Annotated in this window: 10 protein-coding genes; 4 read left to right on the top strand and 6 right to left on the bottom strand. The window is 66.1% G+C overall.

The features are described 5' to 3' along the window. Positions 1–109: 109 nt before the first annotated feature. Complete coding sequence (gene lexA, locus GRI55_RS08060; protein ID WP_160766776.1) at positions 110–799, top strand: transcriptional repressor LexA; 690 nt, start codon at positions 110–112, stop codon at positions 797–799. 18 nt (positions 800–817) lie between these two features. Here lexA and GRI55_RS08055 read toward each other — a convergent pair whose 3' ends face one another. Then, on the bottom strand, positions 818–2,908 hold the full coding sequence (locus GRI55_RS08055; RefSeq protein ID WP_237452452.1) for a ComEC/Rec2 family competence protein: 2,091 nt from the start codon (positions 2,906–2,908) through the stop codon (positions 818–820). 121 nt (positions 2,909–3,029) lie between these two features. Here GRI55_RS08055 and gltX point away from each other — a divergent pair, with 121 nt between their 5' ends. Both gltX and GRI55_RS08045 read left to right on the top strand, forming a co-directional pair. Beyond that, positions 3,030–4,481, top strand: a complete 1,452-nt coding sequence (gene gltX / locus GRI55_RS08050; protein ID WP_160766774.1) for a glutamate--tRNA ligase — start codon at positions 3,030–3,032, stop codon at positions 4,479–4,481. Between the two features lie 10 nt (positions 4,482–4,491). Next, positions 4,492–5,778, top strand: a complete 1,287-nt coding sequence (locus GRI55_RS08045) for a citrate synthase (RefSeq protein WP_050601243.1) — start codon at positions 4,492–4,494, stop codon at positions 5,776–5,778. 116 nt (positions 5,779–5,894) lie between these two features. Here the strand turns inward: GRI55_RS08045 and GRI55_RS08040 are convergent, their stop codons facing one another. From GRI55_RS08040 to GRI55_RS08025, 4 genes are all read right to left on the bottom strand, one after another. Further along, positions 5,895–7,298 carry a sensor histidine kinase gene (locus GRI55_RS08040; RefSeq protein ID WP_160766773.1) on the bottom strand — a complete coding sequence of 468 codons (1,404 nt, stop codon included), beginning with the start codon at positions 7,296–7,298 and terminating at the stop codon, positions 5,895–5,897. A gap of 2 nt (positions 7,299–7,300) precedes the next feature. Beyond that, on the bottom strand, positions 7,301–8,263 hold the full coding sequence (locus GRI55_RS08035; protein WP_160766772.1) for a hypothetical protein: 963 nt from the start codon (positions 8,261–8,263) through the stop codon (positions 7,301–7,303). Positions 8,264–8,298: 35 nt separating this feature from the next. Further along, positions 8,299–9,477: a hypothetical protein gene (locus GRI55_RS08030; RefSeq protein ID WP_160766771.1), complete on the bottom strand. Its 1,179-nt coding sequence runs from the start codon at positions 9,475–9,477 to the stop codon at positions 8,299–8,301. An 85-nt stretch (positions 9,478–9,562) separates the two neighbouring features. After that, positions 9,563–9,859 (bottom strand): hypothetical protein, encoded by a 297-nt coding sequence (locus GRI55_RS08025; protein WP_063505397.1) that lies wholly within the window; start codon positions 9,857–9,859, stop codon positions 9,563–9,565. Between the two features lie 71 nt (positions 9,860–9,930). Here GRI55_RS08025 and GRI55_RS08020 point away from each other — a divergent pair, with 71 nt between their 5' ends. Further along, a complete protein-coding gene (locus GRI55_RS08020; RefSeq protein ID WP_160766770.1) occupies positions 9,931–12,555 on the top strand; it encodes a coiled-coil domain-containing protein in 2,625 nt (874 codons plus the stop codon). Here GRI55_RS08020 and GRI55_RS08015 read toward each other — a convergent pair whose 3' ends face one another. Continuing rightward, positions 12,556–12,828: a DUF1467 family protein gene (locus tag GRI55_RS08015; RefSeq protein ID WP_050601237.1), complete on the bottom strand. Its 273-nt coding sequence runs from the start codon at positions 12,826–12,828 to the stop codon at positions 12,556–12,558. Between the last annotated feature and the right edge of the window lie 2 nt (positions 12,829–12,830).

Below are 12,830 nucleotides of genomic sequence, written 5' to 3'. Positions count from 1 at the left end.
GCCTCCATACCGCTAAACCGGCGCAATTGCTTGACTTGCCGATTCGGGTTGCCTACTTGTTCCGTATTCGTTCACAGCTTTGTGAACAGGCGATACGGGAGTTCGCACCATGCTGACCGCCAAGCAGCACGAATTGATCCGCTTTATCCAGCAACGCCTGGAAGACACCGGCATTTCCCCGAGTTTCGAGGAGATGAAGGAAGCCCTCGACCTCAAGAGCAAGTCGGGCGTTCACCGCCTGATCTCGGCGCTCGAGGAACGCGGTTTCATCCGCCGGCTGCCCAACCGTGCGCGCGCACTGGAAGTGGTCAAGCTTCCCGAAGACGCTGTTACCGGGAGCGAGAAGCCCAGTGCTGCGAACGACCTGGTCGGGGCGGCAATGCCGACCAAGACCGTGGCACCCGAACCCGCCAACGACATCATCGACGTGCCGCTGCACGGACGGATTGCCGCTGGCGCGCCGATCGAGGCGATCGAAGGCCAGTCGAGCATGCCGGTTCCCGCTGCCCTGCTCGGTCCCGGCGAACATTACGCGCTCGAAGTCTCGGGCGATTCGATGATCGAGGCCGGCATTTTCGATGGCGACTTCGCTCTCGTGAAACGGACCGACAGCGCGCGCGATGGCGAAATCGTGGTGGCGCTGGTCGACAACGAGGAAGCCACGCTCAAATATCTGCGCAAGGACGCGGGACGCGTGATCCTCGATCCGGCCAATGGCGCCTATGACCCCCAGGTCTACGATGCGCACCGCGTTCAGGTGCAGGGCAAGCTCGCCGGGCTATTGCGCCGCTATCACTGATGGTACGCGCACCGCGCCCTATCGGCGCGGTGCCCGCCACCAGCCATGCGCCCCCTGGTCCTGCGCGACCGTATCGACGCGTTCGCGATCGAGATAAACCGCGACGCCGCCTTCGCGTTGCAGATAGCGCCGATCGGCCTTGAGCCAACGCGGCCGGCAGCTGCGCGGCAGGAAGCGGTCGGCCACGACGATATCCGCCTTCCCGCAGGCAGCGGCCAGCGCACGCTCGGCGATCAAGTCGCGATTGCGGGCCACGAGCACGCTCCATGTCTTTCCGCTTCTCTCGACGGGGAGCACGCAGAACTCGGGGCTGCAGCGGCTCTGCGGCCACGCTGCGATGGCCATGGGCTCGCGGTCGGTCCCCGCCAGTTCGAGCAGGTTCTGCTGCGCATAGCCCCCGCCGCTGTCGCGGAGGACGAGCAGGCGGTCGGCCTGGCTGGCGATTCCCAGATCGCGCCCGTCACGGGTAATCAGCAAGTCGGGAACCGGGGCGGTCACGATCAGGATCGTGGACAACGCGATCGGCACCGCGCCCCACAGTCTTGCCCTGCCCTGCCACAACGCCAGCCACAGTGCACCGCCGATATAGAGCGCCATCGTGCCCATGCCGATGCGCGGCGACAGTTTGACCGAACCGGGTTGCTCGGCGAAGAAATGCGCGATCGCCAGCAGCACGTCGAGTGACTGGCCGACCAGCCACCAGGCCGGTCCCCCCGCCCCCACCAGATCGAGAAAGAGCGCCAGTGCAACCAGCGGCATCGACACGAAGGTTATCAGCGGGATCGCGATCAGATTGGCCGCCGCGCCGTAGAGCCCAGCACGGTGGAAATGGAACAACACGATCGGGATCAGCGTGAATTCGATGACCAGCCCGGTCAGGAACAGCATCGCTGCACGCCGTGCCAGGCGCGATAGCCAGCTTTCCTCGCGCGGCGCCAGGAAGCTGCGGACCCAAGCGGCATTGTGGAGCGAGACAATGGCGATGACCGCGGCAAAGCTCATCTGGAAACTCGGCCCGACCAGCGATTCCGGCCAGAGCGCCAGCACCACTCCGGCGGCGATCGCAACCATCCGCAACGACAGGGGTTCGCGCCCCAGGGCCATCGCGACGAGCACGAGCAAGGCGCCGATGCAGCTGCGAACGGTCGGCACCTGCGCGCCGGTAAGCAGCGTGTAGCCGATGCCCGCAAGCGCGGCTGCACCCGCCGCCACCAACGGCAACCGCACGCGCAGCGCCAGCCAAGGCCAGGCTGCCAGCAGTTTCAGCACCACCAGATAGGTCGCGGCGATAATCGCGCTGACATGCAGGCCGCTGATCGAAAGCAGATGGGTGAGCCCGGCATCGCGCATGGCTTCTTCGTCGGCCTCGGGGATCGCACCGCGGTCGCCGCTTGCCAGCGTGGCAGCGATGGCGCCCGCCGTCCCGTCGAGATTGCGCCTCACATGCGCCGACAGGCGGCGCTGGATCACGGCGATCGACACAAGCGTCTCCGCGGGCGGTTCGACGAGTTCGACGTCACCGACCACCGATCCGGTGGCGGACAGGCCATCGAACCAAGCCCGCCGCGCGAAATTGTAAGCACCCGGGACGATCGGCGGCGATGGCGGCATCAACCGCGCGCTCAGACGGATCCGTGCCCCTTCGCGCAGCTGCGGCCCGTCGGCTTCCAGCGGCAGATTGCCGCGGTAGGCAACTGCCCGGGCTGTCTCGGGGTCGCGTGCTGCCAGCACCAGCCTTACCCGTCCTTCCGCCGGCTGTTCCTCGCGTGCAAGGATCCGTCCGTCGATCCGTTCGAACCGCGGATAGGGGATCGGCTCGGCACCCACTGTCGCCGACCGCGCCCAGACCAGCGCGGTGCCCGCAGATATGCCGAGGGCAATCGAAAGCAGCGCAGCAAGCGCATAACTGCGGTTCTCGCGGCCGCGCCATGCGGCGATGGCTGCGAAGGCGACGACCAGCGAACCGGCGATCACGGTGAGCCATTGCCACGTCCCGGCAAGGAGGAACCACAGCCCGATGCCGCAGCCAAAGGCGACCGCCAGCCATGGACCGCGATCGAATTCGGCGCCCGCGAGAAATGCCTCGACCCGGGCTGCCAAACTGGACATTGCGCCGCGCATGCGCCAAGGGCGCGGCACTGTTTCGCGGGCGGTTTCGCCCGCTTCTCCCATCGGTATCGAAGGCGTCCCCCGTGTCGCCATGTGAATGTTTGAAAGGAAGCGAGTGACAATGGCAAGCGATAGTGACAGCGAGACCCCTCCGGTCGTCACCCGCTTCGCTCCCTCGCCCACCGGCTATCTGCATATCGGCGGGGCGCGGACCGCGCTGTTCAACTGGCTCTATGCGCGCCATCACGGCGGCCGCGCGCTGCTGCGGATCGAGGATACCGACAAGAAGCGCAGCACGCAGGACGCGATCGACAAGATCATGGACGGGCTTGGCTGGCTCGGCCTCGATTTCGACGATGCGCCGGTGTTCCAGTCTGACCGCGCCGAGCGCCATGCCGAAGTGGCGCACAAGCTGCTCGAGGCGGGCCATGCCTACAAATGCTTCGCCACGCCCGAGGAACTCGAGGCAATGCGCGCCGAGCAACGCGCCAACAAGCAGCCGATGCGCTACGACCGCCGCTGGCGCGATCGCGATGCGAGCGAAGCTCCCGCGGGCGCGCCCTATGTGATCCGGCTCAAGGTACCGACCGAGGGCGAAACCACGATCCACGACCAGGTCCAGGGCAAGGTCACGGTGAAGAATGCCGAGATCGACGATTACGTGCTGCTGCGCGCGGACGGCACGCCGACCTATATGCTGGCGGTGGTGGTCGACGATCACGACATGGGCGTCACGCACATCATTCGCGGCGACGATCACCTCAACAACGCCTTCCGCCAGCTGCCGGTGATCCGCGCGATGGATGCGATCGAGGGTGGCTGGCCCGATCCGGTCTATGCGCATGTCCCGCTGATCCACGGACCCGACGGGGCGAAGATGTCGAAACGCCATGGCGCGGTCGGCGTCGAAGCCTATCGCGACGAAGAAGGCGTGCTGCCCGAAGCGCTGTTCAACTACCTGCTGCGGCTCGGCTGGGGTCACGGCGATCGCGAGGAAATCAGCCGCGACGAAGCGATCGAACTGTTCGACCTCGATGGCGTCGGCAAGGGCCCGGCGCGTTTCGACATCAAGAAACTGCAGAACCTCAACGGCCATTACATCCGCGAGGCGGATGATGAACGGCTGGCCGACATCGTCGCCGACAGGATCGGTGAAAACGCCGACCGCGCGCTGCTTGCCGAAGCCATGCCTGTGCTCAAGACGCGTGCAAGGTCCATGAATGAACTTGCTGAGGGTGCAGGATTTCTTTTCGCCACGCGCCCCTTGCAGATGACCGACAAGGCGGCGGGGTTGCTCGATGATGAAGCGCGGGCGCGGCTCGCCGGTTTGTCCGAAATGCTGCATGTGCAAAATGACTGGACAATCGAGGCTCTGGAAGCCACTACGAAGGCCTATGCCGAGCAGCTCGAACTGGGTCTCGGCAAGCTCGCGCAGCCCATGCGCGCAGCACTGACGGGGACGACGACGTCACCCGGCATTTTCGATGTGTTGGTCCTGTTGGGCAAGGAAGAGTCGCTCTTGCGTATCGATGCGCAGGCCGCCTCGCCCGCAGGCACCGAAGAGAACGAGTGAGGAGACACGCGTGGCCGACAAGCAGGCAACCCTCGATCTGGGCGGTCAGACCCAGGAATTCCCCGTGCTGCAGGGCAGCGTTGGCCCCGACGTGGTCGACATCCGCAAGCTGTACGGCACCACCGGCAAGTTCACCTACGACCCGGGCTACAAGTCGACTGCCAGCTGCGAAAGCGCGCTGACCTATATCGACGGCGAAGAAGGCATCCTGCTGCACCGCGGCTATCCGATCGGCCAGCTGGCCGAAAATTCGTCGTTCATGGAAGTCGCCTACCTGCTGCTCAACGGCGAACTGCCGCAGCAGACCGAGCTCGACGATTTCACCTACACGATCACGCGGCACACCATGCTGCATGACCAGCTGCGCCAGTTCTACCAGGGTTTCCGCCGCGATGCGCACCCCATGGCGATCATGTGCGGCGTGGTCGGCGCGCTGTCGGCCTTCTATCACGACAGCACCGACATTTCGGATCCCGAGCAGCGCAAGATCGCAAGCCACCGGCTGATCGCGAAAATGCCGACCATCGCCGCCATGGCGTATAAGTATTCGGTCGGTCAGCCGATGATGCAGCCCGACAACTCGCTGAGCTACACGGGCAATTTCCTGCGCATGACCTTCGGCGTGCCGGCCGAGGAATATGAAATCCATCCCGCCATCGAGCGTGCAATGGATCGCATCTTCATCCTCCATGCCGACCACGAACAGAACGCCTCGACCTCGACCGTGCGACTGGCCGGTTCGTCGGGCGCAAACCCCTTCGCCTGCATCGCGGCCGGCATTGCCTGCCTGTGGGGTCCGGCGCACGGCGGCGCCAACGAGGCGGCGCTCAACATGCTGCAGGAAATCGGCTCGCCCGATCGCATCCCGCACTATATCGAGCGCGCCAAGGACAAGAACGACCCGTTCCGCCTGATGGGCTTCGGCCACCGCGTGTACAAGAACTACGATCCGCGGGCGACCGTGATGCAGCAGACGCTGCGTGAAGTGTTCGAAGCGCTGAACGTCAACGATCCGGTGTTCGAGACCGCGCTCAAGCTCGAAGAGCTGGCGCTCAACGACGACTACTTCAAGGAAAAGAAGCTTTTCCCGAACGTCGACTTCTACTCGGGCATCATCCTCAACGCGATCGGTTTCCCGACGACCATGTTCACCGCGCTGTTCGCACTCGCCCGCACCGTGGGCTGGGTCGCGCAGTGGAATGAAATGATCTCGGATCCCGCTCAGGTGATCGGCCGTCCGCGCCAGCTGTACACCGGCCCGACCGAACGCGATTACGTTCAGATCGGCCAGCGTTAAGGCTCACGCCAGGTAACACGAACGGGCCTTGCGAGGCGGCTTCCCGCCCCTCGCAAGGCCCGTTTTTCGTTGGGGATGCTACTGCCGCTGCGCGCGGGCGCGGCAACGGCAAGGCTTCAGCGCGGTGTCTGGCGCAAATCCTCTGCGGCGGGGACCGACAGCGTGAAGCGCGCGCCCTGCCCCAGCGCGCTTTCGACGGTCAGGTCGCCGTCCATCGCACGCGCGATGCGGCGCGAAATGTAGAGTCCGAGACCAGACCCGCCATCGCCGCTGCGGCCGAGCCGTTCGAACTTCTCGAAGATCCGTTCCTGCTGGTCTTCGCCGAGGCCATGCCCCTGGTCGGCGACGGTGATCAGTGCGCGGCTGCCGATCCGGTCGAGCCGGATCCATACCTGGCTGTCATCGGGCGAATAGCGGATCGCATTGCCGACGAGATTGAGAAGGATCTGCAACACGCGCCGGAATTCGGCGATTGCCAGCTGGCTTTCCCCTTCGGGCGGCGCGACGAGCGTGATGCCCTTCTCGCGCGCGCGCACGCCTAGGATACCGCAGGCGCGCCGGGCCACATCCGCCAGTTCGATCCGGTCGGGCGCGGTCACGAAATCCTCGGATTCGACGACTTCGAGATCGGACAGATCATCGATCAGCGCGAGCAGGTGCTGCGCGGCGGTGGCGATATCGGCGGCGTAGGAACTGTATTCGTCGGCCAGCGGTCCCGCCAGCTTGGTCCGGATCGTCTCGGCGTTGGCGATGATCCGATTGATCGGCTGGCGCAGGACGGGAGTGAGGTCGCGGCCGAACGAAGGCCCTTCCGCGCCCTCGTCCTCGTCCTCGGCACCGCCCTTGGCCAGCGGCCGGTCGGCGGTCAGATAGAGCACGAAACCCGCGCTGCCGGGCTGCGACTGTCCCAGCGGTTCGAGATGCGCGGTCCAGTTGCGGTTCGACCCCGCGATGCTGCAACTTGCACCGTCGAGCAGGCGCCAGTGCAGCGGCTGCTGGTGGCTGGTGCCGGGCAGGTCGACCAGCTCGGTCCAAGGCTTGCCGACCTTTGCCCGCGCTTGCTCGGAAAACTCGGCAAGGTCGGAAGCTTCGGTTTCGAGCGACAGGAGCCGCTGCTGCGAATCGAGCCGCGCGGTGCAGTCGGCCGTATGGCGGTTGATCTCGACGCGGCGCCGGGCCGCTTCGATATCGTTCTCGGGCGGCAGTTCCTCGCTGTGCCAGCTGACCACGTCGATCGCGCAGCCATCGGATTCGCCCGCCTCGTTTGTTACCGGCGCGATTTCGACCCAGGCGGTGACCCGGTTCTCGCCGTCGATGGCTTCGAACTGGCGCGCGAGGCGCAGGCCATAACGCTGGGCCTTCTCGACCAGCGCAAGCAGTTCGGGAATGGCGATACGCGTACCCAGCGAACCACCGCAGGCATGCTGGAGGCGCGCGACGATTTCGTCCGCTTCGACCAGTCGCGCCTCGGCATCGGCGCGGGCCCGGGCGATATAATGGGTTCCAACAGTCGTCGCCATGGTCAGTCTACCTCGGTGAGCGGTGTATCGGCGATCAGCCGGCGGGCGTCGTCGGGATCGATGGTAACGGCCTCGGCGGGCGGTTCGGCCTGCGGATTGATCCGCAGGACCTGTCGTTCGGCGTCCTCGCCCGACAGCCCTGCGGCGCGCAGGCCCAGCGCAAGGCGCGCAGTCTGGCGGTTGTTGGTCGACAGCACCGCAGCTGTGCGCGACTGGCCCGATCGCGTCGCCAGCGCTGTCAGGAACAGCGCCACGCCAGCGCGATCGATATCGAGCGCGCGCGCGCCCGCAGCCCCCATACCCGTCACGACCCGCGCAAGCAGCGACAGCCGCCCTGCGCCTTCGTCGAAACTGGAACGGAGCTTGGTTTCCGCCCGCATCATGGCATCCGAACGCAGCTGGTTGCTGAATTCGCGCCATCCGACCAGCAGGTCGTGCAGGAGGTCGCCCGGCAATTCGCTGAGCGGCAATTCCATGCGGCGCTGGGTCTGGGCGAAGCGCGCCTGTGCGGTCAATGCAGCCATTGCCGCGCCGGAGACGCCATCGTCGTCATGCGCGATGAGTTCCTGCACCAGCGGCGAGAGCACCGGATCGATGCCCGAACGCACTTCCAGCGCTTCCGCCAGCTGCCACTCGATCGCCAGCGAATGGCAGTGCGCCAGCAGAGCGGGCCGTCCGACGAAATGTTCGGCCAGGGCTTCGCCGTGGCGTTCAACGAAGGTTTCGCGTTCGGACTGCCCCGCCGCCTCGGCCTGCGCACGCAGCACCTGCCAGGCAAGGTGGTGGCACATGCCGCGAACCCGGGCGACGATCTCGTCGCTGAACAGCGAATGATCGGGCGTGGCCAGCAGATGCGTCAGGATCGGCGTGATCCGCGCAAGCGACGCATTGCCCTGCGCGAGGGCTTCGCGCAGCGAATCGTGGCCGGCGCCCTGCGGCTCGGATGCGGGATCAGGGATCGACATGACCGGGTGGTACCATCGCCATAGTTAAATGGCCGTTAGTCGCGCGGCGGTGCAGTGAGAAAAAGCGACACGAGAGCGCCCAGCGCGAGCACTGCGGCTGCGGGCTGGATCACGCCGAACAACGCCGCGGGGATGAGCAGCGCCGTCAGCATGACGCGATCGGCATAGCTGCGGCGCCAGTCGCGCTGCGCCAACCGCTCGCCCAGGTGCAGCAGGCCGAACAGGACCGCAGGCACGAAAAGCCGCAGCCAGGCGGTGTCTTCAGGCGATGCGAGGACGATCAGCAGGACGATCACGGGATCGATGAGGATGGCCAGGGCCTGTACCAGCAAGGGTACGCGCGGGCGGACCTGGCCCGCCGACGATACGCGGCGCACCACCGCCTCCATCGCGAAAAGCAACGCGGCGACCGCAGCGAGGCCGAAACCGGGCACCAGCCACCCGAATACTGCAACGGCCAGCGCAAGCACGGCGGCCGCAGCCGAACCCAGCGCGAGGAAGCGTGCCAGATTGCCGCGCATCGTATCGCGCGCGAGCCGCGCCCCCATGCGTTCCGCGACAGCGAGGCCGGGGGCCTTGAACGGCGCGACGTCGGCATGCCCCGCCACCCAGCTGCGTTCGCGCGCTGCAAGATGTTCGGGCGCCGGGTCGTTGAGCCAGATATCCTCGTCGAGCAGGCGGGTTTCGAGCGGATAGGTCCGCGTGCCCGATTGCAGCGCGATACGCAGCAGCGCGGAGGGCGTATCGACATCGTCGGGCAATTGCGCGAGTTGCTCGACCGCCTGCCCCCTCGTCAGCAGGACCCCGGCCCAGGCGAAATGCGCATCGATGCGCTCATAGCCGCGCTGCACCGCAGGATCCTCGGGAAAGACCAGCACGCCCGGCTTGGCCAGCTGCCGCAGCACCGCCTCCTCTTCGGGCAGCACGCCCGGCGCCATGACCAGCAATTCGTCCGATGCACTCACCATGCCCGACAGCTTGCGGGGTTCGTGCAGCGCAATGAAACGGGCACCGGCGGCCTCCGCCCGGTGCTGGAGTTCGATCACCTCGCGGCCGACCGCCTGCGCGAGACAGGCGATGGTTTCGCATCCCGCAGCCAGCGCGATGTCGAGCTGGCGTTCTACCAGCCTCGCGCCGGCAAGCAGGCGAAAGGGAGCCGGCACCTGCTGCGGGCCGGTCTGGCGATCGAGCACGGACAGCAGGGCGACGCGCACGCAGGACTCCGGTTGGCGGTTCGACGGATGTCTTGCTTTTAAGTGTGCGGGGCAGCTTCCGCCAAGGGTGCGGCGGCGGTTTCCCTCAGTTGAGAGCGGCGATGACGCTTTCGATGCGGCTGATCACCGTGGGTTCTCCCGGTGCCCCGGCGCGGGCTTCTTCGGCGAGATCCATCAGTTCGGTTGCATGAAAGCTCGCGGCCAGTTTCCCGAGCCGCTCGGCCGCCATTGCCCAATTGGCATCGCACCGGGCCCGGCGCAGCAGGTCGTGATGCGCCGACGCGCTCTGCACGAACGCCTGCTTCAGGTCTTCCCGCAGGGCGAAGTCGTCCCCGGCAGCATGGGCCAGCGCGGCTTCGAAACCTGTAGTGTGATAGGCCATCGGGCTACCGTAAACGCGAGGCGGTTAATTCAGGTTTAAGCCTGATCGCTTTGGTGGTAGTTTGCCCCATTATGAGAAAGCGCTCGCTTATCCAGGCCGTCGATCAGACGCCTGACGAAACCCATGATGAAACCGTTGTTTCCGAAGAGTTTGTCGCAGAAACTTCGCCGGAACTCGAAGAAGACGACGAGGTGGTCTGGGACGATGAGTCCGCGGCCCGGCGGCGCTTTTCCTGGCTGCTCCCAGCTGCCGCGATCCTAGCGATAGCGGGCTGGACGGCGTTTTTTGCCTGGGCGCATGCCAGCCAGCTAATGGCCCTCCCCACGCCCCGCGCCTGGACCGCGCTGGTCACCCAATGGGCAGTGCCCGTCCTGCTGGTAATCGGCGTATGGCTTCTGGCAATGCGCAATTCGGCCCGCGAAGCGCGCCGCTTCGCCACTGTCGCCCACGATCTGTCAGCGCAGAGCGCCGAACTGGAAAGCCGGCTGGCGACGATCAACCGCGAACTCAGCCTCGCGCGCGAATTCCTGACCAGCCAGACGCGCGATCTCGACTATCTCGGTCGGACCGCGACCGACCGGCTGTCCGAACATGCCGACCGGTTGCAGGCGCTGGTCGCGGACAATGGCGAACAGGTCGAAGCGATCGCACGTGTGAGCGTTACCGCTCTGGAAAACATGGACAAGCTGCGCGACAACCTGCCTGTTGTCGCCAGCTCGGCCAAGGATGTGTCGAACCAGATCGGTAGCGCCGGCCGTGAAGCGCAGAACCAGCTCGACGCGCTGGTTGACGGTTTCGCCAGGCTCAACGAGTTCGGCTCGGCAAGCGAGCGGCAGGTCGCCTCGCTACGCGAGCGGATCGACGGCGCGCTCGAGGCTTTTTCACAGCAGGCCGATCATCTTGCCGAGATCGCCGATCGGCGGTTCTCGGAACTGCGCGAGGGCAGCGAAGATTTCCGCGGCGAACTCGACCGCCGCGAAGTCGAGGCGCTGGCTTCGCTGCGCACCCGCTTCGACAAGCTGCGCAGCGAATTCGCCGAGACCGAGACCACTACCGCGGCGGACCGTGAAACCGCGGTCGCCAGCCTGACCGAGCGGCTCGCCGCCATTCGCGAGGAAACCGCGCATGCGGCGGCGACCATACGCGAAGGCGAAGCGCAGGCGATGGACGCATGGCAAGAGCAGATCGAGGCCATGCGCGAGAGGATGAACGACGCCGTCGAGGAGATCGCCCGCGTCGACGATGCCGCGCTGGAAGCGGCCAATGCCAAGCTTGCGGCACTGGCTGCCGAGGCCGAACGCGTCGATACCCGGATTGCCGAACGCAATCGGATGTTCGCGCAGGAGACCACCGAGCGACAGGTCGCCATGGCCGAGGCCGAAGAGGCAGCCCAGCAACGCCTGACCCAGCGGCTCGCCGCGCTCGACGAAGCGATTGCCGATCGCCGGGCCGCGCAGGCCGAACAGCTGTCGCTCATGGCTGCGGAAGGCGACGAACTGGGCGAACGCATCGCGGCGCTCGGGACGGTGTTCGCGGCGATTGCCGAACAGGGCCGCGAGGCGCGGACCGAGCTCGCCGACGGGATCGGCGCGCTCAATGCGAAACTGGCGGACAGCCGCGGCGCGCTCGACGGGACCGAGACAGCGGTATCGCAGCTGACCGACGCCAGCGTCCGCCTGCTCGAGCTGATCCAGGCGAGCGCGAAGCACAGCCGCGACGATCTGCCGCAAGCGATGGAGGCAAGCGAAGCGCGGCTGGACCGGATCGAACAGCGCGCCGAAGAAGTGAAGGCGCTGCTCGACCAGGCGAAATCCGCTGGCGAAGCGCTGACCGCGAGCATGGATACCGCCGAGGCGCGCAGCCGCGAGGCAATGGACGGGATCGAGGTGTTCCAGAACCGGTTCGGCGAAACCGCGTCCGAGCATGCCGATGAAATCGCCCGGCTGCGCGGCAGCATTGCCACGCTGGGCGAGGAAAGCGCCGGGGTTTCCGAACAGGCGCAGACCGCGCTGCGCGATGCGATCACCGCGCTCGAAACCAGCGCACGCGAAGCGCTGGCTGCGATCGAGACCGAACAGGCCGAACGCATCGCCGGGATCGCGCGCGAGGTCGGCCAGCAGAGCGCCGAGGCGATCGACCACGCGCTGCGCGAGCAGACCGCGCATGCGCTGACCGAACTGGACGCAGCGAGCGAGCGTTCTGCCGCAGCGGGACGCGAGATCACGCGGCAGCTGCGCGACCAGCTGGCCAAGGTCAACGAACTGACCGCCAATCTGGAAAGCCGCATTGCCCACGCGCGCGAACGCGCGGCCGAGGACGTGGACAATGATTTCTCACGCCGTGTCGCGCTGATCAGCGAAAGCCTCAATTCGAACGCGATCGACATCACCAAGGCACTGTCGACCGATGTGACCGATACCGCATGGACCAGCTATCTGCGCGGCGACCGGGGGATTTTCACCCGGCGAGCGGTCCGCCTGCTCGACAACACCGAGGCGCGCGAGATCGCGGAACTGTACGATGCGGACCACGATTTCCGCGACCATGTCAGCCGCTACATCCACGATTTCGAGGCGATGCTGCGCACGCTGCTGTCCACGCGCGACGGCAATGCCATCAGCGTGACGCTACTCAGCAGCGATATGGGCAAGCTTTACGTGGTGCTGGCGCAGGCGCTGGAACGGCTGCGCCAGTGATCAGCCCGCCGACGGGCCCCACAGGATGATGTCGTCCACGGTGATCCATCCGTAGATGTAGTTGAGCACGTAAAGCGTGGTGACGACCGCGGAGAGGATCACCGCGCGCAGCAGCAAACGGCCGGCGCGGAATTCCACCGGCGCGCTATCGGCCTGCCCGGGGATTTTCTCGATCCCCGCCTCGTCATGCGTGCGCACGCCGAAGGGCAGCAGCACGAAGGCGCTGAACACGAAGAACAGGAAATAGATCGCGAGAATGCTGGTCCACTGCATGG

The organism is Qipengyuania citrea, from assembly GCF_009828015.1.
Lineage (GTDB): Bacteria > Pseudomonadota > Alphaproteobacteria > Sphingomonadales > Sphingomonadaceae > Qipengyuania > Qipengyuania citrea.
The sequence above is the reverse complement of the archived record's forward strand: the minus strand, read 5'-3'. Positions and strand labels throughout refer to the sequence as shown.